Source organism: Mesorhizobium sp. C395A (assembly GCF_030323205.1).
Lineage (GTDB): Bacteria > Pseudomonadota > Alphaproteobacteria > Rhizobiales > Rhizobiaceae > Mesorhizobium.
In genome coordinates, this window is the sequence record NZ_CP100473.1 from 415,864 (window position 1) to 438,936 (window position 23,073).

Here is a 23,073-nt window from a genome sequence, read left to right on the forward strand (position 1 = left end):
GAAGTAGAAACGTGGCGAAAAAGTTTATTGGTAAGTTGATCGCAACTCCGCTCAAGTATTGTGCTCGTGCTGTCTTTCACTACCCAAAGGTGGTTTCCGCGTTACTGCGCCGCTTTTCGGGGAAGAATAGCTTTATTACGGAGAGCATTGAAGGCAGTCGTATATTCGAGAATGGGAGATTTGCTATCTTTCTGATATGGCAGCCACATAGTCTTCCATGGTACGTCCAGAATGCTCTCGATGCGTTTGCGGAAGCAGAAATAAATGTCATCGTGGTTGCAAATCATGCCCTCAACGAATCGATGAAGGCAGCGCTTTCTTCGCAAAGTCGTTGGATACTCTCGCGAGATAATACGGGATTCGACATTGGCGGTTTCCAGGACGCAACACATTTCGTGCGCGAGAACTTTGAGATTGATCGTCTGATCTATCTCAACGACAGCATCTATCTTTTCAGGGAAGGTCTGACGGAGATGATGCAGCGGCTCTCAACCTCGAAAGCTGACATATGCGCCGCATTCGAGAATTGGGAGATTTTCTACCATATCCAATCGTTCTGCTTCTCGATGTCGCGCCGCGTGCTGGACTCCTCCGCAACAATAAAGTTCTGGAAAAATTACCTGCCTGTTAATTCGAGAAAATGGGCTATAGATGCAGGTGAAATTGGGTTGTCAAGAGCAATTATACCGGGTTCAAATGAAATAGATTTGATTTATTCACCAAATGATATCAAACCGCACCTAAAGGATCTTACGTCAAGCGAATTGGTTGCGATGAACACCAGTATTCCGGTCGCGCTTCGCTTCAAGAAGAAGGAAGTCAAAGGCTCTCGGCGAATTGAGATACAAGGTGAGATACTGAATCGAATATCGGGACGCTCCCAAATTCACACGGGCGGGTTTCTATATCGGAAGTTTCTGAGATGCCCGATTCTCAAGCGAGATCTCGTGTATCGCTTGCAGTATTCAATCTATGATGTTGAGGCCTGTCTCCAAGAGCTCGGTCATGAAGGCCACATTGATGAAATTCTGTCGGATATGAGGCGGAAGGGCATTGGAACTCAAATGGGGTTCTTGAAGAGGATCCAGTTCAGCGATGGAATCATATGACGAATCGGGCATTTCGAAGACTGGCGCGGCTGCCGTCGACGGCCACGCTTCGCAACCCCCGCGAAGTTGGTAGCTCCTTTCAAGGGTAGAGGCGGTACACTCGCCTGTTTCAGAGGATGTGCGTGCTGCATATCGATCGGAGGCAGAGAAATGCTGGCTTTGGTTGGTCAACACATTTGGCTAGCATCGGCCATTCCTGGCACCGGGAGGATACATGGACAGGACAGAATTGCTACTTTCACTATTCGATTCGAGCGGCTTTGGCCTTGAGGTCGGTCCAAGCTACAACCCGCTTTTACCAAAAACCGGTGGCTTCAACGTCGAAACGATCGACCATGCAGATGCTGCGACCTTGCGTGAGAAATATAGCAACAATGCATCAAAGATCGAAGAGGTCGACTACGTTTCGGACGGACGCAGCTTGCTTGAGGTCATTGGCAAAAAGGAACGGTACGATTTCATTTTCGCTTCGCATGTCATCGAGCACGTGACCGATATCGTTCGGTTTATCCAGGACTGTGAAACCCTTCTGAAACCCGATGGCCGGCTGGTTCTGGCCGTGCCGGACAAACGCTATTGCTTTGATGCATTGCGCCCTCTGTCCACTGTTGGACAGGCGCTGCAGGCGTACACAGAGCAACGCAAACGGCACGCGCCCGGAATCATATTCGACCAAGCCTCGTACACTTGCACCAAGGCGAAACAGATCGTCTGGATCGAGCCGACCTTTGATGACGTCGATTTGGTGCGAGGCGGCGAAGAAGCCAGGACACTGTTCGAAAGCGCACAGGCCAGCGACGACTATCTCGACGCGCACGGATGGCAGTTCACGCCGACGTCGTTCCGGTATCTGATCAAGAAACTTCGCTCACTCGGATACATCAAATCGGGCGAACTGGCCTTTCACAAGCATGAATCCCCCCGCCCAAGTATGCACGAATTCTACATAAGCCTCTCGAAGGCCGCTCCAGCGCTGCAGAAACCCGACATCGATCTGCTCAAGGAGACAGAGCGCGAATTGCGTGAAATGCGCATAAGCCGAGACGATAAGTACGACTTCGACGCCGCAAAACAACTCGATGCTGCCAAGCAGCAGATTCAGTACCTCACAGCAAGGAACGATGCCCTGCTGCAGTCGACATCGTGGAAAGTAACTGCCCCGCTACGATATATTCGATCGGCGTTCCTGCACCTCAGCATGGGGTGAATATCGATGCGTTTCGGCCGCGCCGGCTTGTAGGGCTTCGCATCGGGCCTATCTGTTGCTCCGCCGGCCAGGCGTCGACTTCGTGGTTGCGCAACTCAGCGTGTTGTGCGAGGTGCCAACTACCACAAGGCAAGATGCAGTAATCTCAGGATCAACGGTATTGAATTGATGTCGACCGACGTTCGTACAGGTTCTATCAGCCGCTCAGTTCCCGTTTTCCTGGTTGCTTCCTTTGGGCCGATCGCGCTCTTCCTGGTTGCGCTCATCCTGACAGTGCAGGCGAGAGGGGTTCCTGACAATGACTATTGGGACATTTTCTCCCCGATGATCAGATCGCTGGACGGGCTCCCAGCGGCATCGGACCTCTATGCAAAATCGAACGAGCATATCGTTGCTGGCGCAAAGCTCTTCTATCTCCTGAATTTCCATCTCTCCAGCGGGGACAATTTCGGCCTCTCAGCCATTACCGCCGTCTTCTCGCTTCTCATCGCTGTCGCTCTTTCGTATGCACTCTCACTCTCTACGAAATCCAAGTGTGAAACATTTGTCATCGGGATAGCCGTATCGCTTTTCGTCTTCAGTCCACTCGCTGCACACAACTTCTTTCTTGGTATGAGCGGAGTAGCCTGGATTGGCGCGAATCTCTTCACGGTCCTGGCTGCATTGACTTTTTGGCAATCAGCCGAGCACGATAATCCATATGGCTATGTCGTTGCGATAGCATTGGCAGCCATTGCTGCCCAATTCTACAGCACGGGCCTCACTGCATTGTGCGCGATCGGCATCCAAGGATTCTGCTCAGACAAAACGAGGCGGCTTGGTATTGCGATTTTCGTGATAGGCGTAGCCTACGTGATTATGATCGCGCTGCTTCAGCACGTCCCCGCGCAACACGGTTCACGCAATTTCAATCCAGTACAGATCGTCCTGTTCTGCCTTACGTTCATCGGTGGTGGCATCGTAACTTCCGAATCCGCGGCAATTCCGCTTGGCGCAATCGCAATTTTGGCAGCCTTCCTGATTGCGGGATTTCGCATTCTGCGGCCTGACGAGAGCAGCATTCGATCAGCCTTTTGGGTTGCGATTATGGCATATGCGGCCATGACGAGTGGGCTGGCGGCAATTGGTAGATCAAATTTGTGGGGAGACGCGGCAGCCCTGGCGAGCAGATATGCGACCATTCCAGAACTTTTCTGGGTAGGATTGTTTGGAGCAGGCTTTTGCCTCTTTCGGCATACTGCTTTTGGTCGTCGTTTCTCGATCGCGATATTTGCTACCGCAGCCGCAATAGTTCTGGTGAATGGCACGCCGCGGGTGGCGGAGGCTCTTGCAAGGGCTGAAGGAAAAGATATCGCAACGTTGGCGTTGTCTCTCGGTGTCAGAGACCCTGACCTCATGCAGTACGTTACACCAGTGCCGGATCAGTACTATGCGCTTGAGGACTATCTGAAGAAGTTCAATCATGTCCCATTCGACGGAAGAGATTTTGGCTGTCCCTCGCTGGGAACGCAGATGACTATCTCCAGCCAGCCGGGCAATATAACGGGCTTTGTAGATGCCGTGTCCAAAACACAAGATCCGCAGTGGGCACGCGTCTCAGGTTGGGTCGCAGACAAGTCGGACAAACGGCCTCCACTACTGGGTAGCGATCTCCTTTCCACCTACCGCTGTATTGCTTTCCTTGATGGCAAGGGAACGGTTGTAGGGTTGGGATTGGGAGGATTGCACCGGCCGGACGTGGCAAAGGCCCTTGGTGGACGGCCACGTGACGACTACGGCTGGAGCGGATACATCGATCTCCAACTTCTCTCTGGCCCGCCCGCCCTTCGATCGATATATGCAGGTTTAGTCACGCCGTCTGGATGGGCAAAATTGCAAACACCAATTGAAGTCGGAATTCAGTTTTGAAAAACGCCTACGTAAGCGCTGTAAGATTCGCGAGGAAGATTGCTGACCGCTGTGGGTTACTTGCAAGCCTGGAACGATCGAACAACCGCTCGGCCCTCTGGATTAGAAGTCTATTTGGTATCTACGACAGCACCGACCTGGTTCGACTTGATGTGCCATGGTGGACGTTCTCGGCGATTGATGCCGTGGAAATTTTCCTGGCTTCGCGTAACCGCAGAGCCCGGGTTTATGAGTTTGGTGCCGGCGCTAGTACCATTTGGTTGGCGAAACGAAGCGGCTCAGTCGTTTCTGTCGAGCATGACGCCACGTTCGCACAATCCATGGGCAGCATGTTTGGTGTCTATCCGAACATCACCGTGCGGGTTGTGGAGCCAACAGCTGCTGCCAATTCGACTAAGGCCCGGTCCAATCGAAAGGGTTATACGGAAAGCTCGTTCGATCACTATGTATCATCGATTGATCAAGTCGAAGGCACATTCGATCTTATCGTGATCGACGGTCGAGCTAGGGTCTCATGTCTGGCGAAGTCGGTCGGCCGCCTATCACCTCGTGGCATGATTCTGTTCGACAATAGCAACAGGCTCGAATATCGCGAGGCCATCAACTCCTGCGGCCTGCAGGAACGGGTGATGCGCGGATTGGCGCCGGCATTGCCATTCCCCAGCCAGACCTCCCTTCTGACATTGAGGGCCTGACGTGCAGACTGTATCGATAGTGGTGCCCGTAAAGGACGAGCAAGACACTGTTCGGGAGCTCATTATCCAGATCGAGGCGGCCTTTGAGCAGATCGATGCGGCGGAAGCCTCGCTCAAAGAGATCATCTTTGTAGACGATGGGAGTCGGGACAATACCTGGAAGGAGATTCTGAGCGCCACTGAGGCCCATCCTCATGCAAAGGGTATCCGCCTTCGGCGGAACTTTGGCAAAGCAGCGGCGCTCCAGGCCGGCATTTCAAGTGCCCTGGGTAACGTCATCGTCACGATGGACGGAGACCTTCAAGACGACCCGAAGGAAATTTCACGTTTTCTGGACGAAATCCGCGCTGGTTCCGATGTCGTTTCGGGGTGGAAGCAGGTGCGCCATGATCCGCTCGGCAAGACGCTGCCGTCAAAGCTTTTCAATCGAGCGACAGCGAAAGTCTCCGGCGTCGACTTGCACGATTTCAATTGCGGTTTCAAAGCGTACCGCCGAGAGGTTTTCAATAACATTCGCCTCTACGGTGAGCTGCATCGCTTCATCCCAGCCCTAGCTCATGCGACCGGTTTCCAGGTCAGTGAGATCGTCGTCCAGCATCATCCTCGCCGCTTCGGAAAATCCAAATACGGAATTGGTCGCCTTCTGAAGGGCTTCTTGGATCTGCTGACGGTTGTGACCATCACTAAGTTCAATTCACGTCCCGGCCATCTTTTTGGTGGTCTCGGCATGGCCGTCTTCGCGATCGGGTTTATGATTTTCTTGTTTCTCTGCGCACGGTGGTTTGGCGGCGAAGCAATCGGCGGCCGCCCGTTGCTGCTTGTTTCGACGCTCCTGATGATCGTGGGAGTGCAATTCACTCTGTTCGGCATGGTGGCTGAGTTGATCGTTGCGACTCGCGGCGACGATCGCAACCCGAACATTATCGCTGAGGTCACGAATTCGGACGGCAGATCGGTTGTGAAGCCGTTCGACGCTCATGCAAAGCGCTAAGATCCTTCGTACTGGCGGTGTTGTCATTGCTGTGGCCGCAATGTTCTTTGTTGTGCGCTCCGTCTACGGGTACGCTGATCAGCTCTACGAAATGTTGCAGATACCCCAGTTCATCCCCGTTGTTTTGGCCGGTGCGATTTTTTATGCGCTCGTTCTACAGCTTGTTGGACTGGCCTGGTTCACCCTCTTGGCCTCAGTCGGAGAGAAGGCAATCGCTCCATTTCTTGCCCTGCGTATTTTCGCGCGTACCCAAGTCTATAAGTATCTGCCAACCAATGTGGTTCACCTTGTTGGCCGCTTTGTCGTGGCGTCTCGATTGGGTGCTTCAAAGGAAGCGTTGTCTTACGCACAGATGATGGAGATTGTTTTGATGGTCTTGGCTGCCGGAAGCGTGGCACTCCTTTTCTCATTCTCTTTTGTGCTTCAGGCAGGTGAGGATTACGGAATAAATCGTTATCTAGCCTCCGCAGCCTATCTTGTAGGTGGACTAGCAGCTTTTGTGCTGGCCCCTATTGTTGCTGGTCGATATTTCAAGCAGAGCCGCAGACACGTCACCTTTTCGATGGCGGCGCTAAGTATCGCTTCTTATGTTCTTTTTTTTCTTGCTAATGGTTTAATCGTCATCGTCCTTGTCCATGTACTGTACGGACCCACGATGGAGTGGAAGATGGTGATCGGCGTGTCAGCCGCTGGCTGGCTGCTTGGTTTTGTTGTGCCAGGGGCGCCAGGTGGATTGGGTGTTAGAGAGGCGGTCTTCATCGCAGGCCTTACGACGATCGGCATACCAGCGGCCACCTCCACTGCCGTTGCAATTGCACATCGGGTTGTCACTCTTTTGGGCGATGTTCTTCTGTCAGGTCTTGAGCTTGGGTATCGAAAATGGATGGCAGAACCAGAGTAGCTTCACACGTGGCTAACCGAATTTCATGGCATGGTGCGCTAGCGGGGCAGCGATTTTTGATGCGATGAAGCCTGTCGTCAAGAATTTATCTTGGTCGCGACAAAGCAGTTTTTCCAACTTGTGAGGTTTTGACCGACTTCGTCGTAAGCGATTCCACCCGGCCACTTTTGAGCGTCAGTTTTTTTGTGCACACGCTTTCGATCAGGCTCTCATTATGGCTTGCCAGAACGATGATGCCTGCCTTTTCCGCGAGTTCGTCCATACGCCTTTTGGCCTTGTCCTGAAAAGAGGCGTCGCCCGCTCCGATCCATTCATCCATCAGAAGGATTTCCGGGTCTAGCGACGTTGCCATTGAAAACGCAAGCCGCGCGGCCATGCCCTGGCTGTATGCCTTGAACGGCAGGTCAATGAAGTCGCCGAGTTCGCTGAAGGCAATGATGCCCTCCATTTTTTCTTCGATCTCGGCTTCCGTCCAGCCGTTGATCAATCCGCGCAAGACGATGTTCCGGCGCCCAGTGGCCTCGCGGCGAAAGCCTATGTTGATGTTGAACAAGGCGTCGACCTTGCCTTCAATCTCTATGCTTCCTGCCGACGGCTCGTAGATACCGTAAAGCACCTTGAGAAGTGTTGTCTTGCCGGCACCGTTTGGGCCAACTAGGCCCAATCGGTCGCCCGCCTTGAGCTCGAAACTGACGCCGTCGAGAGCTTGCACATACTGCTTTCTGCCTGAGCCTTCAATTTTGCCGCCTGGCCCGCTCACACGCCGATCGGGCGCGGAAAGCGTCAGCCTCTCATGCAGTTTGTAGACCAAGCTAATATTGTGCAACTTTATGGAAACCATCGAAAACTCAGATGATGAAGACGACTTGCTTGCGATACCGGCCAAGCAGCAGCAATGCAATCGCCCATACAGTCAGAGAGATGGTGCCGGTTACAGCGAAAGCGTGCATTGGCAATTCGTCACTGATGATCGGAACTCGAACGATCTCTAGAAAATAGGTGAACGGGTTCCAGTGATAGGCATATTTTTGAATGCCGTCTTGCCCATCATACACCCAGAAAACGGGCGTAAAAAACATGCCAACCCGCATCATGTTGCCGACGATGAACTCACTGTCCGGGAAGAAAGCGCCAAGAAAAGCGAAGACCGTGATAACGGCTGGGGTGGCAATCAGGATCATGAGCAGTCCCGCGAGCGACCACAGCCAACCAGCATTGAGCCCGGACCCGCTCAGGAACAGAATGACAACGCAACCCACGATCGCATAGCCCGCGCGGATAATTGATTGCAGCGCCAATCGCATCACATACACAAACAACGGCAGCGTGGTACCTTCTATGAAGCTCTCTTCGCGTTTGAAGAGCGATACGCTCAAGCTGATGACCTCCATCAGGTAGAACCACACCAGAAGGCCGATGGCGACATAGGCAGCATAGCCCGCAGCATCGTTGCCGGCGGGCTGGAACACGAATACGAACGTGCCGACGAACGCTACGTAGTTGACCAGCAGCCAAAGCGGGCCGAGCGTCGTGCGCCTATGCTGATCGCCGATGTCTTCGTGAGCAAGCGCAATCCAGACCCGGTGCAGCTTCATGGCCTTGCTGATATCGTCGACAGCGCCGTTTAGTGCCGCAATCATCGTTCCTAGTGTCGCAGTCTTTTGTTGTTGTGATTCACGTCCCATGGCCGTTGGACCGGCCAAAGGCGCCCTTCATAGCCACTGCGGCACGCATTTGGCAACGCATTGCGTCGCAATGAAGTCGCGATGGACCACGAATCGCTTGCGACAGGTCGACGCCCCTTACCTCGATATCGCAATCGGCGCACTGCGCGAATCGTAAGTTCATGCCTCTGATTATGAGCAGAGGCGCATCCTGGCACTTGGCTACAATCCCGGCAGAGGCTCAAGGCGCGCCGTTTACCCCAGCGGCTCGATATTTTGCCATACTTGGCGAAAACCTCGTTCGTTCAATTATTTTCAATCCCTTAACCAAAGGGTCCGCCAAAAAAATTAGTGGCGATCACTACAACTCCACGCTATGCGATACAAAGCGGCGGGGCTGGGGATTGGCACTCTAAACAGGTGATCGGTGACGGGTTTCCGTCGCTCTTGCACCACGTTAGTGTCCATGTCCTTGCGCCTGGAGTTCAGTACTACCCAATGACATCCTATGTAGAGGTCGTGTCCGGACTTCGGCCGAAGATGCGGCGCGCCATTATAATGATCCAGGATCTGGTCATGGTCCTGGTCGCGGTGGCGCTGAGTCTGGGGCTTTCGCAGTCGAGACTTTCATTCGACGCGCTCTCCACGGCCGGCCTGGCGTGCTGGGCAAGTATTGTTCTTCTCAGCCATATGCTGTTTCGCTATTGCGGCCTCTACAACACCGTGTGGCGTTTCGCCTCCACGCCGGACTTCTTCAACATCCTGAAGAGCTGCGCCATCCTGACCGTCACGCTCTATGTCGTCTCGCTGGCGGTTCGATCGTTTCAGCCGGTGACCGGCCTCAACGAGCGCCAGTTCATCGTCTTTTTCCTCGTCTCCTTCACCATCATATCGGCGCCCCGGCTCTACTACCGGTTCCTGCGCGACGGTGCGAGCTGGCGAATCCTGAGCCGCAACGCAAACAATGTGTCGATCAAGCAGGCACTGTTCGTCGGCAGGCTGGGCGAGGCCGACGTCATCATCCGCTTCACGCGCACGGCCGAGCCGGCTGAATATTCCATCGCCGGCATCATGGCCATCGAGAACGGCGCCCCGCTGGGCACGCAGATTCACGGTGTTCCGGTGGTGGCCGTGCGGCCCCGCCTGGTCGAGGTCCTGGAAGAATATACAAGGGGCACCAAAAGCCTCGACATGCTGATTTTCGGCAATGGCACCGAACGCGAGATCGAGGAATATTCGGAGCTGGTCCGCGTCGCCCGTCACAGCGGCATCGCCGTCGTCCAGTTCTCCGGCGTCTCCGAGCTCGGGCAGGGCGGAAAGCTGGTTCTCGACGCTGTCGAAATGGAAACCATCCTGCGCCGTTCCACGGTTCCTTCCGATATTGAGCGGATCGGCGGCTTTGTCGGCGGCAAGCGCGTCCTGGTGACCGGCGGCGCCGGCTCCATCGGCCGCATCCTGGTCAAGCGATCGCTGGAACTCGGCGCCGAGGCGGTTCTGGTCGCCGATATCTCCGAGTTCGGGATTTTCCAGCTCGACCAGCAGGTCGACGAAAAGGATCATGCCCGGCTCAAGAGCCGCATCGTCGATGTCACCGACCGGCGCCAGATCACCCGCGTCGTCAGCGATTTCAAGCCCGACATCATCTTCCACGCCGCCGCGCTCAAACATGTGCCGCTGCTCGAGGAAAACTGGGAATCGGCGATCCAGACCAATATTTTGGGGACCCTCGTCTGCGCCGAGGTTGCCGCCAAATGCGGGGTGCCGCAGTTCCTGCTGATTTCCAGCGATAAGGCGGTCGATCCGACCTCGGTGCTCGGCATGACGAAACGCGCCGCCGAGCAGATCGTCTCTTCGCTGCACGAAACGCACGCCACCGAACCCAATGGCCGTCGCTCCGGCACCAAGTTCATCGCCGTGCGGTTCGGCAATGTCTTCGGCTCCAACGGTTCGGTCGCCACCATCTTCCAGGCGCAGATCGAGGCCGGCGGTCCGGTCACCATCACCGATCGCCGCATGACCCGCTACTTCATGACGGTGGCCGAAGCCGTCGACCTCGTCATCATGTCGGCAGCCGATGCCGAGCGGCGCCAGGGCAAGGACGATTACGCCATCTATATGCTCGACATGGGCAAGCCGGTGCCGATCCTCGAAGTCGCCGAAACCATGATCCGCATGGCCGGCAAAAGCCCCTACACCGACATTCCGATCCGTTTCACCGGGATCAGGCCGGGCGAGAAGCTTCACGAGGTGCTGCATGGCGGCAATGAGGAGATTGTCGCGCTCGATATCCCCAAGATCTTCGGCCTCAGAACCGATGTCGTGGGATGGCCCAAGGTCCAGGCGGCGCTGACGTCGCTGCAGGCGGCCATGCGCGACCAGGACAAGGCCGCCGCGCTCGCCGTCATGGCCGGGCTTCATCAGGCGGAAGAGCCTCAAGCCGACGCGCGCCGCGAAACCATTGCGAAAACAGTCGGGCAAGCGGGTTAGAGCAATTCCCGGAAAAGTGTGAAGCGGTTTCCCGGGAAATCGCGTAGCGCTTTCCCTGAGGAATTGCGTAAAAACAAACATGCTGTCCTGATCGACCGGGATTGGCTATTGAAACCAATCCGATGGCCGTTCCCAGGCGCTTGCAGATGATTCTGAACCAGTGAGCAGACAAGATCAGCGCGTGGCCGTGCTGCTGGGCACGAAAGATGGCGCGGCTTTCCTTGACGAGCAGCTCGCGTCGCTGGCTGCGCAATCGCATCCTGTTGTCGACCTCTGGGTTTCCGACGACGGTTCGACAGACGGCACTTCGGCCATTATCGGCGCCTGGCAGAGCCGCTGGCCCAAGGGCCGGTTGACCCTGTCGAATGGTCCTCGCCAGGGCTTTGCCGCCAATTTCCGCGCGATGATCATCGATCAGCGCATCGAGGCCGACTACTACGCCTTCTGCGACCAGGATGACATCTGGGAGCCGGATAGGTTGGAGAGCGCTATTGCCTGGATGCAAGGGCACGATGCCGCAACGCCGCTGCTGTTTTGCTCCAGGACCGCGACCATGTCCGAAACCGGAGCGGCGCAAGGGTATTCGCCGCTGTTCCAGCATCCACCCGCATTTCGCAATGCGCTGGTGCAAAGCATTGCCGGCGGCAACACGATGATGATCAACCGCGCCGCGCGAAAGTTGCTGGCAAAGGCATCAGCAAGGACCGAGTTCGTCAGCCATGACTGGTGGACCTACCTGATCGTCACGGCTGCCGGCGGCATTGTCCGTTATGACCCGCGGCCGCTGGTGCGCTACCGCCAGCATGAGGCAAATCTGGTCGGCGCCAACGTGTCGTGGAAGGCGAGGCTGTCGCGGCTGGGGCGCCTCTTCAGGGGCGAGTTCGCCGTCTGGACCGATCACAATCTGAGCGGCCTGGCGGTCAATCGTGACATCCTCACGAGGGATGCCGCCGCCTGTCTCGGCCTGTTCATCAGGGCGCGAAAGGGCGGTATCTTGCGACGCCTGCGCCTTCTCAGAAAAAGCGGCGTCTACCGGCAGACGCTGGCTGGGACGCTTGGGCTCTATCTGGCCTTCATCTGGCGGCGGATCTAGAGCATGCAGACACGGCCATGAGGGAACCCAAGCGAGCTTTCGACCTGGCGGTGGCGGCGCTGCTGCTGCCACTGGCCTCGCCTTTCGTACTGCTTGCCATGCTGGCAATCAGGACGACGTCGCCTGGACCGGCACTCTTCTCTCAAACCCGTGTCGGCCAGCACGGGGTGCCGTTTGCCTGCCACAAGCTGCGCACGATGGTTGTGGGAACGCCGTCTCTGCCCTCGCATCAGGCGCCGGCAATGTCCGTCACTGCCGTCGGCAAGGTGCTGCGGAAATTCAAGATCGACGAGCTGCCGCAGCTCTGGAACGTGCTCAAGGGCGAGATGAGCCTGGTTGGGCCGCGTCCATGCCTGCCCACGCAAACCGAATTGATCGAACGCCGCAGGCAATTGGGTGTGCTTGCCGCACTTCCGGGCATTACCGGGCTGGCACAGATGAAAGGCATCGACATGTCGGATCCGAAACTCTGCGCCGAAACGGATGCCGAATATCTCAGGGGAGCCTCGATCGGACTCGACGTCAAAATCCTGCTTGGCACAATCTACCGGACCTGACGGGCCTGTCGTGCAAGTTCCTCAATCCGGCCGAGCGTGTCGGTTTCAGGCATCCAGCCTTCCGAGATCAGCAGTGACGGGTCGCAAATCTGTGTCGCCATGGAAGCGTCGTACGCTGCTTTTCTGCCAAGCAGTGTGGCGAACAGCCTGAATGGCCAGGCCGGCACAGGAACGAGCCGGGTCGGAACGTCGTATCCGTGCCTGAATGCAGTCAAGATTTCGAACATCGCAACGGGGGAAGCATCGCCCAGGACATAGGTCGGGCGCGGTGGCGTGGGACGAGTCAAAAGATGCGCCACGGCGCCAGCCACCGCGTCGCGCGATATCAGCGAACGAACTGCGGTGAAAGCGCCTGAGGGCAATGGTAAGGCAATGGCGGCAGCCCGCATCATTCCACGCAGGTTTCCCTTCATGCCTTCGCCATAGACCGGCGGCAGGCGCAGCGCGGTGGCATCGGAGGGCCTGGACGCATAGGCTTCCAGTGTCTTGATCTCGCCTTCGCGTTTCGAGCGCCCGTAGGCGCATTGCGGGGCAGGGAGCGTCGCCTCGCTGATCGTTCCGCTGAAACCGGGACCGGCTACTGCCCGGATCGACGACAGATAGATGAAGCGCCCGCTTGTCCGCGAGGCGGCCGCGCGCGCCAGCTGCGCGGTCAGTGTCGCGTTGGCTGCCATGAAGTCGGCTTCGCTCGCCTTGCGGTCATTATTGAGCGCCGCACAGTGGACGACATGGGTGATATCTCGCATCAGCGCCTGGTATGCCTGAGCCGGTGCGTCGAAGTCCGGCAACAAAACCGCATCGCTCACGGGATCGAGCCGTTCCGGGTGGCGCGATGCCATGCGCACCCCGAACCCGGCTTCGCGCAGCTGGTTGACGACCTGCCTGCCGATGAAACCCGTCGCGCCTGTGACCAGCACTTTCACGGCCGGCTTGCCTGGGGGGCCGGGGCCGGTGCCTGTTGTTCCGGCAGCATTTGTTGCCGGCCCGATGCAAGATATGTCCCGGACACCAGGAACACCATCAGTGTGGCATCGAGGATGTCGTGGCCGACCAGGATGCCGGTCAGGCCGCCGATGAGGTAGGTGATCGCAGTGACGACAATCATCGTGGCGCCGAACCGCTCGATCGCGTCCGTGCTGGTGCGCAGCACGATGGCCGCGTTTCTCGCGGCAACGAAGAACACAGCCGCGAGCGTTACGGCTCCAAGCAGCCCGGCCTCCACCAATGCAGTCAGGAAGCCATTGTGAAAATGGCTGAAGCCCGTGGACGGCATGTGGAACTGATTGTGGAATCCATCCTTTATCAGCTCACGGCTTGCAGCAATGCCGTGACCGAAAATCGGCATGTCGTGGAAGGCGCTCAGCCCAATCTGCCAAAGTGCGGCGCGCAAGCCGAGCGCGGTCGTGTGGTCGCCCTTCGTGGCGAGCGCATCCCAGTCGCTGAACAGGAAGGCCGCGCGCTCGGAAATGATGGGGAGACCGATGACAGCGATGACGATGCCGGTCGCCCCCGCAATCAGCAAAAGCCGAATGGCGTTTCTGTTGTTGAGCTTGCGACGGTTGATCAGCAGGATCGCGATGCCGGCCACCAGCATCGCCAGCCAGATGATCCGCGATCCCGAATAGACAATGGCGACCGCGCCGGCCAGTGTCGCGCAGGCCAGCAACGCCCTGTTCTTTTCGACACCCGATAAGGCGCCTGCCAGGCACATCATCATGCTGAGGCAGGCGACGGTCGCGAACACGATCGGATTGCCGGCGCCGCCTTCGGCCCGTATGCCCAGCCCGTGATATTGCACGACCGCCAGCAGCACGGCGCCAAAACAGGCGGCGGCGCTCGCCAGCACGACGATGCGCGTCAGCGTGGTTTTCTCGGTGATGCTCCAGGTCGCATATGAGACTGGGAAAAACAGGAAGGTGATCAGCCCTGCCAGATGCGGCGCATCCCTGGCGATCGAATTGTTGACGATGGAGGCGAACACGCTGGCTGCGCAATAGGCATAGATGGCCACCGTCATCGCGGTCATCGGCCGGTCAATGTTGAAACGCCGTCTTTTCAACGCAAGCAGAAGCACCGACCACAGGCCGCCACCATTGAACAAAAAGCTGACCGCCGATCCCAGCACCGGCGGGAAAAAGAAGCACAGAATGGAGAAGCTGATGTTGATCCGTGACGGCGAAACGTGCTGCTTGATGGCGGAAATCGGGGTCAATGCTCTGGTTCACAATGCGCTGGGTCGCTTGGCGACGGACGATGTTTGGCGGCGGCATTTGCGGCATGCCGCCCGGCGCAGGTTCAGGAGCCGGTATAGCGGCTGGGTGCGGTTTTCGAAAGTGCGACGAGGTCGGGCCGGCGTTTCTTTCGGTCCAGGCAAGATTTTTCCCGGCCTTTGAATGCTATCGCTCCGTCGGGCAGGAATTTTCGGATTCTAGGCTTTTCATGGAAAATTCGTTGCCGATCGGTGTGGCCGCCGGCCTTTCCAGCGTTGTTATATCAGGTGGCGATCTGCTAGAACGCCGGCACGAACCGATAGTGTCCAGCAGTGAAGCTTGAACCGGGCGGCTGAAAAGGACGCCCGATCCATCTGATGCAAGGTCTGGATTGCACGAGAGAACGCTCACAGTCCATGAACATCGCGCTTACGCACCTGCAGCGGCTCGAGGCCGAGTCCATCCACATCTTCCGTGAGGTTGCCGCCTCCTTCTCCAAGCCGGTGATGCTCTATTCCGTCGGCAAGGATTCCTCCGTGCTGATGCATCTGGCGATGAAGGCCTTCTATCCGGCCAAGCCGCCTTTCCCCTTCCTGCATGTCGACACCACCTGGAAGTTCCGCGAGATGATCGCCTTTCGCGACCAGATGGCGCAGAAGCTCGGCTTCGACCTGCTGGTCCACGTCAATGAAGACGGCGTGCGCGACGGTATCAACCCCTTTGACCATGGCTCGAACACCCACACCCATGTCATGAAGACGGTGGCGTTGCGCCAGGCGCTCGACAAATACGGCTTTGACGCTGCCTTCGGCGGGGCTCGGCGCGACGAGGAGAAGTCGCGCGCCAAGGAGCGCATCTTTTCCTTCCGCAACGCCCAGCATGTCTGGGACCCGAAGAACCAGCGGCCGGAGATGTGGAAGATCTTCAACACCCGCATCGCGCCGGGCGAATCGATCCGCGTGTTTCCGCTGTCGAACTGGACCGAGCTCGATATCTGGCAGTACATTCTGCAGGAAAACATCCCGATCGTGCCGCTCTATTTCGCCAAGGAGCGGCCGGTGGTCGAACGCGACGGCATGCTGATCATGAAGGATGACGATCGCATGCAATTGCGCCCCGGTGAGACGATGGAGAACCGTCTGGTGCGTTTCCGCACGCTCGGCTGTTATCCGCTGACCGGCGCCATCGAATCCGACGCCGACACGCTCGAAGCCATCGTCGGCGAGATGCTGACGGCGCGCACCTCCGAGCGCCAGGGCCGCCTCATCGACCGCGATGAAGCCGGCTCGATGGAAAAGAAGAAGCGCGAGGGATATTTCTGAGCATGCGCCATATCCTGGCCAAGAGCCTCGCTCCCACCGACGGCGTGCGCGAATACATGGCGGCGCAGGAGAAGAAGTCGCTGCTGCGCTTCCTCACCTGCGGCTCGGTCGACGACGGCAAGTCGACGCTGATCGGCCGTCTTCTGTCCGACACAAAGCAGATCTTCGAGGACCAGCTCGCCGCACTCGAGCGCGATTCCCGCAAGCACGGCACCACTGGCGACGACATCGACTTCGCGCTTCTGGTCGACGGCCTCGAGGCCGAGCGCGAGCAAGGCATCACCATCGACGTCGCCTACCGCTTCTTCGCCACGCCCAAGCGCAAGTTCATCGTCGCCGACACCCCCGGCCATGAACAGTACACCCGCAACATGGCGACCGGCGCATCGACTGCCGATCTCGCCATCGTGCTGATCGATGCGCGCCAGGGTGTGCTGCGCCAGACCCGGCGCCACTCGATCATCGCTTCGCTGCTCGGCATCCGCCATATCGTGCTTGCCGTCAACAAGATCGACCTCGTCGATTTCGACCAGGCGGTGTTCGACCGTATCGTCGAGGATTACCGGCAGTTCTCGCACGAGCTCGGCTTCCAGACGATCGTGCCGATCCCGATGTCGGCCCGCTATGGCGACAATGTCACCAGCCGCTCCGGCAAGACGGCGTGGTATTCCGGCCCGTCGCTGATCGAGCATCTCGAAACCATATCGGTCGACGAGGCCGCGGTCGAACTGCCGTTCCGGTTTCCGGTGCAGTATGTCAACCGGCCCAATCTCGACTTCCGCGGCTTTGCCGGCACCATCGCGTCCGGCTCCGTCGCGCAGGGCGACGAGGTGGTGGTCGCCAAATCCGGCAAGGCCTCGCGGGTCAAGCGCATCGTCGCGCAAGGCGGCGATCTTGCCCAGGCGGTGGCCGGCCAGGCCATCACCCTTGTGCTCGATGACGAGGTCGAGGTCTCCAGAGGCAACATGCTGGTGTCGCCGGCGGCACGGCCGCAGGTCGCCGACCAGTTCGCCGCCAACATCGTCTGGTTCGACGAGGCAGCGCTGCTGCCGGGACGCTCCTATATACTGCGCACCGAGACCGACCAGACCAGCGCCACCGTCACCGACCTGAAATACCGCGTCAACGTCAACGACTTCGCTCGCGAGGCGGCGAAGTCGCTCGAGATGAACGAAGTCGGCATCTGCAATATCTCGACCCGGGCGCCGATCGCCTTCGACACCTTCGCCGACAATCGCGATACCGGCGCCTTCATCCTGATCGACCGCATCACCAATGCCACGGTCGGCGCCGGCATGATCCTGCATACCTTGCGCCGCGCCGAAAACATCCACTGGCAGTCGCTCGATGTCGGCAAGCGCGGTCGTTCCGACTTGAAGAGCCAGCGTCCCGCCGTGTTCTGGTTCACCGGCCTTTCCGGTTCGGGCAAGTCGACCATCGCCAACCTGCTTGAGAAGAAGCTGTTCGCTTCCGGGCGCCACACCTACATTCTCGACGGCGACAATGTCCGCCACGGCCTCAACCGCGATCTCGGCTTCACCGACGCCGATCGGGTCGAAAACATCCGCCGTGTCGCCGAAGTGGCAAAGCTGATGGCCGATGCCGGGCTGATCGTCATCGTCTCCTTCATTTCGCCCTTCAGCGCCGAGCGGCGCATGGCCAGGGAGTTGATGGCCGACGGCGAGTTCGTCGAAGTGTTCGTCGATACGCCGTTCGAGGAATGCGCCCGACGCGACCCGAAAGGCCTTTACGCACGGGCGCTGAATGGCGAGATCAAGAACTTCACCGGCGTCGATTCCCCGTATGAAGCTCCCGAAAATCCCGAAATCCATCTCAAGACACTCGGCAAGACGGCCGAGGAGATGGTAGAGGCTCTGGAACACTGGCTGAATGAGCGCGACATTGCCGAAGACCAATATGACAGCGGCGGCGGCATCTGACGACGAAGTGGTGCTCGACGTGTTCGAGCGCCTGGCGCTCGAAGCCGGACGCGAGGTGATGCGGGTCTTCAAGGCCGGCTGCGCGGTCGACAGCAAGTCGGACTCCTCGCCGGTCACGGAAGCCGACCGCGAGAGCGAGACGATCATCCTCGCCGGCCTGCGTGCGGCCTATCCCGATATTCCCTGCGTGGCCGAGGAAGAGGTCGCCGAAGGCATTGTGCCGCCCGATCTGGATGGCGCCTTCTTCCTGATCGATCCGCTCGATGGAACGAAGGAATTCGTCAACCGCCGGACCGATTTCACCGTCAACATCGCGCTTGTCCGGCACGGCGTGCCGGAGATCGGCGTCGTCTTCGCACCGTGCAGCGGGCGGTTCTTCTCTGGACGGCCGGGCTGGGCCGAAGCAATCGAGGTCGATGGCGACTTCCGTATCGTCGGCCGCCGGCGGATTTCGGTTAGGAGGGCGGTCACGCCGCTGGCGGTCGTTGCCAGCCGCTCGCACAACACCCCGGAGACCGAAGCCTTCATCAAGGATCTCGGCGCCGCCGAGATCGTCTCGGTCGGCTCATCGCTGAAATTCTGCCTGCTCGCCGCAGCCGAAGCCGACATCTATCCGCGCTTCGGCCGCACCATGGAATGGGACACGGCGGCCGGCGACGCCGTACTGCGCGCCGCCGGCGGCATGACGCGCACGCTGGACGGCGAGCCGCTCACCTATGGCAAGCGCAAACAGAGCGACGACGAGGATTTCGCCAACCCGCATTTTATTGCGAGCGGGAAGGCGGCGGACGCGGCGTAACTTACGCCGCCGCTACATGCGCCGAGTTCGAGCCAATGTAGTTGCGGATCGTCTCGATGATGCGGTCCTGGTCGGCTTCGCTGAGATAGGGATGCATCGGCAGGCACAGGATGCGCTTCGGCAGTTCCTCCGAAACCGCAAGCCCGGTCGGCGTGCGCGGATAGTCGCGATAGGCGACCTGCTCGTGCAGCGGCTTCACATAATAGATCACCGAAGGGATGCCCTTTTCGCCGAGATGCGCCCTCAACCCGTCGCGCTTCGGCGTCTCGATGGCGTATTGCGCCCAGGCCGAGCGGCCACCGCCCAGATTGCGTGACGCCTTGACGATGTCGCCGAGACCTTCGGCGTAGCGCTTGGCCACCACCTGGCGGGCGACCATCTCGTCTTCGAGGATGGCGAGTTTCTCGATCAGGATCGCCGCCTGGATCGTGTCGAGGCGTGAATTGATGCCGACGCGGACATTGTCATACTGCGTCTCGCCCTTACCGTGGAACGCAAACGAGCGCAGCTGGTCGGCCAGCGCGTCGTCATTGGTGAACATCGCGCCGCCATCGCCGTAGCAGCCCAGCGGCTTGGCCGGATAAAAGCTGGTCGAGCCGACATGGCCGAAGGCGCCGCACATTGTGCCGTCGGCCGAACCGCCGATCGACTGCGCGGCATCCTCGATCACCAGCAGCCCTTCGCGCTTGGCAATCGCCATGATCGCCTCGTAGGCGGCGGCAAGCCCGAACAGGTCGACGGGAATAATCGCCTTCGGCTTCAGCCGGCCTTCCTTCTTGATCATGGCGATCGCCGCCTCGAGGCTGGCGATGTCGATGTTGTAGGTCTCGGCGTCCACATCGACGAAAACCGGTTCGGCCTTGGCAAGCGCCACCACTTCCGCCGTCGCGGCAAAGGTGAAGCTCGGCACGAACACCGCGTCGCCGGGGCCGATACCGGCGGCAAACAGCGGCAACAGCAGCGCGTCGGTGCCGTTGGCGCAGGCCACGACATGCTTGGTGCCGATATAGGCTGCGAGCTTGTTTTCGAATTCGGTGACTTGCGGTCCGAGGATATAGCGGCCTTCCTCGACGACATTGTCGATCGCGGCCTTCAGCCGGTCGCGGATACGTTCGCGCTGCGCGCCAAGATCGATGAACTGCATGTCGGCCTCAAAAACGGTGTGGTGCGGGCTGCCCCGGGGACAATGACACGCACAGAAACAACAACTTAACCGGGCCGCTGGTACCAGAGTTGGGCCGGTCTAGAAAGCCGGACCGGCCGCGGGACGGGTTGTCTAGGTGTCGCAGCCTGTTACTTCAGGCTTTCCCTGCATTGCCGCAAGATGCCGGAAATCCGGGCTTCGCCGCCTATTAATCCGGCTAATTCAGTGCGTCTTTCCGGCTCGCGGAAACATAAAGTGATCGGCTGCTTGCAGCGGCTGGCGGCGGACTAAGCGTGGATCAGGCGATTTCGTGCCGCCAGGGCGGGTTGGCGCCGGCCCGCGACACGGTCACCGCCGCCGCTTTTGCGCCGAGCGCCAGCGCCTGACGGATGGCGTCCTCCGAAAGGCCGCCGATCCCGGCCTTGGTGAGCAGGCCTTGCTCGTGCAGCGAGGCCAGAATGCCGGCATTGAAAGTGTCGCCGGCGCCGACCGTGTCGACCACCTCCACCTTATGCGGCATCACCGTGACCTTGTGTTCCCTGCTGTAGCCGACGGCACCTTCGCTGCCGTGGGTAACGACGATCAGCTTCGGGCCGCGATCCAGCCAGTTGCGGATGACGTCCTCATGCGAGCCGGCCTCGCCGAACCAGTGCAGATCCTCATCCGATAGCTTCACGATGTCGGCCATCGCCATCATCGAGCGGATGCGCCGGAGGTGCTTGGCTTTGTCGGGGATGAAGTTCGGCCGGATGTTGGGGTCGAGCATCATGACGCGGCGTTCGTGCTCGCGTTTCATGAATTCTTCGTAGGCAGCACCCGCCGGGTCCGAAATCAGGCTGATGGCGCCAAACAGCATGGCTTCGATCTCGGCGCCCAGTTTCGGCAGATCCTCTGTCGTCAGCATGCGCCCGGCGGTGTTTTCGTCGTAGAAAGTGTAGGTCGCCTGGCCGTTGGTGAGCCGCACGAAGGCGAGCGTGGTCGGGCGAGGGGAGGTGTGCGCATAGGTGGAGCTGACCTTGCTTGCGCCGAGCGCCTCGCGGAACTGGCCGCCGAACAGATCCGACGACAGGCCGGAAAAGAAGCCGGCGGGCGCGCCGAGGCGGCCAAGCGCGATCGCCGTGTTGAACACCGCGCCGCCGACATAGGGCGCAAAGGCCGGCTCGCCCTGTGTCGTGGTGCGCGGCAGCATGTCGATCAGGGCTTCGCCGCAGCAGAGGATCATGATTTCTTGTTCTCCGGCGGATAGATCACGCCCTTGCGGATGATGATGTTGGCGTAGAGCCGGGGTTCGCTGGTCCCGACGATCGCATATGCCGACCGGACGCGTGCATAGAAGTCGGCGCCCGCCAGCGCAACCACCTTCCGGCCCGGCGCGCGCCTGGTGCAGATCGTTTCGATTTCATGGTGGACCGGATCGGCGACCGAGGGATCGCCTTTTACCGAGGCACGAAACAGCGCTTCCGGCACGAAGTCGTCCACCGGCAGCACGCTCAAAATGGCGTCAAGCACCGGTATGAGGTGAAGACCGTCGGCGCGGATCAGCCGGTTCGCCTGTTCTTCCGCCGGATAGTTGCCGTCGACAAGCGCGATCTCGTCGCCATGGCCCATGGCGCGCAATGTCGCCAGAAGCTCCGGACCGAGCAGCGACGGAATACCAATCAGCATTCAGGTGCTCCGGGAAATGGTGTTCGAACCGATGAGGAAGCGTTCGGACAACGGCAGGCTGGCGCCGCCCAGCGCCCGGGCATGGATGCCGACGGTGCCTTCGCGTACCACCGGAAGCTTCAGGCCTTCGCCGTCAATCGTGCCGATCGCCTGCCCGACGGCATCGACGAGCCGGCGGCGTACGGCGAGCGGCATCCAGCCATCGATCACCGCGGCCTCGAAGTCGATCACCGAGGACGCCGCGACAATGGCGTAGGCAAGCGCCTGCGAGGCGCTGGCGATCCAGTCGTCCAGATCGGCGCCGATCTCGCCCCATTCCTGCGGCGAGGTCCAGAGATAGGAGCCGTCAATGCCGCGTGCGTTAAGCGCCTTTTCCAGCATGGCGATCGAGGCGACGTCGATGAGCTGCGTCGGCTTGCCGTCTGGTCCCGGCACCGGCATCGAACCCAGCGCCCCGGCATTTCCGGTTGGCCCGCCGAACAGCCGGCCGTTGAGCACGATGCCGCCGCCGGCAAAGGCGCCGATATAGAAATAGACGAAGTCGCGCGCCCCGCCGGTCTGGCCGAACACCAGTTCGGCGCCGCAGGCGGAGGTGGCGTCATTCTGCAGATAGACCGGGAATTCGCACTGCGCCTGGATGTCGGCACGGATGTCGCGATGGCGCCATTCGTCCATGATGTCGCGCGGCGCGCCGGCGGTGTCGGCCCAGTTCCACAGTTCGAACGGCATGGCGATGCCGAGCCCGGCAATGCGCTTGTCCTGCGCCGGTGTCAGTTCGGCGCGCATCGTCTTCATGCCTTCGGTGACGAACTCAACCGTCTCGCGCGGCGCCGGATAGCGGTAGGAGTGCTGCAGCATGGAACGCACAGTTCCGAGGAAATCGATCAGCACCAGTTCGGCGCTGCGGCGGCCGATCTTGAGGCCGATGAAGAAGGCGCCTTCGGGGTTCAGCGCCATCGGGATGGAGGGCTGGCCGATCTTGCCGCGCAACGGCGCCTGGCGCAGCAGCAGGCTGTCTTCCTCCAGTTCGCGCATGATGACCGAGACGGTCTGCGCTGAAAGCCCGGTCATGCGCGCAATGTCTGATTTGGCCAAGCTGCCGTGCTGGCGAACCAACGACAGCACCAGCCGCTCATTGTGGTCGCGCATGCCGCTCTGGTTGGTGCCACGGTGGAGACGGCTGGCGGCCGCCTCGGGCGAACCGTGCCTCGCAATGCCGGTCTCCACCCTTGTTCCTTCCCTTGGTTTATTCTTACTGCTTTTGCGGCAGAATGAGTGAACCGCGCAAAGCTGTCAATAATAAATAAGAGTGATTTAATTATTGACAGGCGGCTCCCGCTGGTGTCATTTGAGGGCGCGTCCACACTGGGAGAACTTCAGT

General features: G+C 59.2%; 20 protein-coding genes. 12 read left to right on the forward strand and 8 right to left on the reverse strand.

What is annotated here, in order from left to right:
• Nucleotides 1-11: 11 nt before the first annotated feature.
• From NLY37_RS01970 to NLY37_RS01995, 6 genes are all read left to right on the forward strand, one after another.
• On the forward strand, nt 12-1,109 hold the full coding sequence (locus NLY37_RS01970; RefSeq protein ID WP_031246426.1) for a rhamnan synthesis F family protein: 1,098 nt from the start codon (nt 12-14) through the stop codon (nt 1,107-1,109).
• A gap of 214 nt (nt 1,110-1,323) precedes the next feature.
• Nucleotides 1,324-2,316, forward strand: coding sequence for a class I SAM-dependent methyltransferase (locus NLY37_RS01975; RefSeq protein WP_023742702.1), 993 nt, complete (start codon nt 1,324-1,326; stop codon nt 2,314-2,316).
• A gap of 168 nt (nt 2,317-2,484) precedes the next feature.
• Nucleotides 2,485-4,224, forward strand: coding sequence for a hypothetical protein (locus NLY37_RS01980; protein WP_023742701.1), 1,740 nt, complete (start codon nt 2,485-2,487; stop codon nt 4,222-4,224).
• Nucleotides 4,221-4,919, forward strand: coding sequence for an O-methyltransferase (locus tag NLY37_RS01985; RefSeq protein WP_023742700.1), 699 nt, complete (start codon nt 4,221-4,223; stop codon nt 4,917-4,919). The genes NLY37_RS01980 and NLY37_RS01985 overlap by 4 nt, the downstream gene beginning before the upstream one ends.
• Before the next feature lies 1 nt (nt 4,920).
• Nucleotides 4,921-5,910: a glycosyltransferase family 2 protein gene (locus tag NLY37_RS01990; RefSeq protein ID WP_031246422.1), complete on the forward strand. Its 990-nt coding sequence runs from the start codon at nt 4,921-4,923 to the stop codon at nt 5,908-5,910.
• Nucleotides 5,897-6,811, forward strand: a complete 915-nt coding sequence (locus tag NLY37_RS01995) for a lysylphosphatidylglycerol synthase transmembrane domain-containing protein (protein WP_023742698.1) — start codon at nt 5,897-5,899, stop codon at nt 6,809-6,811. Before NLY37_RS01990 ends, NLY37_RS01995 begins: the two co-directional genes overlap by 14 nt.
• A gap of 85 nt (nt 6,812-6,896) precedes the next feature.
• Here NLY37_RS01995 and NLY37_RS02000 read toward each other — a convergent pair whose 3' ends face one another.
• Both NLY37_RS02000 and NLY37_RS02005 read right to left on the reverse strand, forming a co-directional pair.
• Complete coding sequence (locus NLY37_RS02000; RefSeq protein WP_245270990.1) at nt 6,897-7,622, reverse strand: ABC transporter ATP-binding protein; 726 nt, start codon at nt 7,620-7,622, stop codon at nt 6,897-6,899.
• Nucleotides 7,623-7,659: 37 nt separating this feature from the next.
• Nucleotides 7,660-8,514, reverse strand: a complete 855-nt coding sequence (locus NLY37_RS02005; protein ID WP_245259960.1) for an ABC transporter permease — start codon at nt 8,512-8,514, stop codon at nt 7,660-7,662.
• 459 nt (nt 8,515-8,973) lie between these two features.
• On the opposite strand from NLY37_RS02005, the gene NLY37_RS02010 reads away from it, so the two are divergent.
• From NLY37_RS02010 to NLY37_RS02020, 3 genes are all read left to right on the forward strand, one after another.
• Nucleotides 8,974-10,962 carry a nucleoside-diphosphate sugar epimerase/dehydratase gene (locus NLY37_RS02010; protein WP_031246420.1) on the forward strand — a complete coding sequence of 663 codons (1,989 nt, stop codon included), beginning with the start codon at nt 8,974-8,976 and terminating at the stop codon, nt 10,960-10,962.
• A 160-nt stretch (nt 10,963-11,122) separates the two neighbouring features.
• Nucleotides 11,123-12,055, forward strand: coding sequence for a glycosyltransferase family 2 protein (locus NLY37_RS02015; protein WP_023742694.1), 933 nt, complete (start codon nt 11,123-11,125; stop codon nt 12,053-12,055).
• 17 nt (nt 12,056-12,072) lie between these two features.
• A complete protein-coding gene (locus NLY37_RS02020; protein WP_023742693.1) occupies nt 12,073-12,612 on the forward strand; it encodes a sugar transferase in 540 nt (179 codons plus the stop codon).
• Here NLY37_RS02020 and NLY37_RS02025 read toward each other — a convergent pair.
• The gene (locus tag NLY37_RS02025) at nt 12,600-13,535 is read right to left on the reverse strand and encodes an NAD-dependent epimerase/dehydratase family protein (RefSeq protein ID WP_023698142.1); all 936 of its coding nucleotides are present in this window, start codon (nt 13,533-13,535) and stop codon (nt 12,600-12,602) included. The genes NLY37_RS02020 and NLY37_RS02025 overlap by 13 nt on opposite strands.
• Nucleotides 13,532-14,824, reverse strand: coding sequence for an O-antigen ligase family protein (locus NLY37_RS02030; RefSeq protein WP_031246419.1), 1,293 nt, complete (start codon nt 14,822-14,824; stop codon nt 13,532-13,534). The genes NLY37_RS02025 and NLY37_RS02030 overlap by 4 nt, the downstream gene beginning before the upstream one ends.
• A gap of 414 nt (nt 14,825-15,238) precedes the next feature.
• Between NLY37_RS02030 and cysD the strand changes: the two genes are divergently transcribed.
• The 3 genes from cysD to cysQ are packed head-to-tail and all read left to right on the forward strand — an operon-like array spanning nt 15,239 to nt 18,883.
• On the forward strand, nt 15,239-16,144 hold the full coding sequence (gene cysD, locus NLY37_RS02035; RefSeq protein WP_023670717.1) for a sulfate adenylyltransferase subunit CysD: 906 nt from the start codon (nt 15,239-15,241) through the stop codon (nt 16,142-16,144).
• 2 nt (nt 16,145-16,146) lie between these two features.
• Complete coding sequence (gene cysN, locus NLY37_RS02040; protein WP_023742691.1) at nt 16,147-18,084, forward strand: sulfate adenylyltransferase subunit CysN; 1,938 nt, start codon at nt 16,147-16,149, stop codon at nt 18,082-18,084.
• On the forward strand, nt 18,035-18,883 hold the full coding sequence (cysQ, locus tag NLY37_RS02045; protein WP_198020976.1) for a 3'(2'),5'-bisphosphate nucleotidase CysQ: 849 nt from the start codon (nt 18,035-18,037) through the stop codon (nt 18,881-18,883). The genes cysN and cysQ overlap by 50 nt, the downstream gene beginning before the upstream one ends.
• A 1-nt stretch (nt 18,884) precedes the next feature.
• Here the strand turns inward: cysQ and NLY37_RS02050 are convergent, their stop codons facing one another.
• The 4 genes from NLY37_RS02050 to NLY37_RS02065 all read right to left on the reverse strand — a co-directional run bounded on the left by NLY37_RS02050 (nt 18,885) and on the right by NLY37_RS02065 (nt 22,919).
• Nucleotides 18,885-20,027, reverse strand: a complete 1,143-nt coding sequence (locus tag NLY37_RS02050) for a DegT/DnrJ/EryC1/StrS family aminotransferase (protein ID WP_023742689.1) — start codon at nt 20,025-20,027, stop codon at nt 18,885-18,887.
• A gap of 298 nt (nt 20,028-20,325) precedes the next feature.
• Nucleotides 20,326-21,249 carry a carbohydrate kinase family protein gene (locus NLY37_RS02055; protein WP_023684582.1) on the reverse strand — a complete coding sequence of 308 codons (924 nt, stop codon included), beginning with the start codon at nt 21,247-21,249 and terminating at the stop codon, nt 20,326-20,328.
• Entirely contained in the window at nt 21,246-21,692 is a 447-nt protein-coding gene (locus NLY37_RS02060; RefSeq protein ID WP_023684581.1) for an RbsD/FucU family protein, read from the reverse strand. Before NLY37_RS02060 ends, NLY37_RS02055 begins: the two co-directional genes overlap by 4 nt.
• Nucleotides 21,693-22,919, reverse strand: a complete 1,227-nt coding sequence (locus NLY37_RS02065; RefSeq protein WP_023742688.1) for an ROK family transcriptional regulator — start codon at nt 22,917-22,919, stop codon at nt 21,693-21,695.
• Nucleotides 22,920-23,073 lie beyond the last annotated feature (154 nt).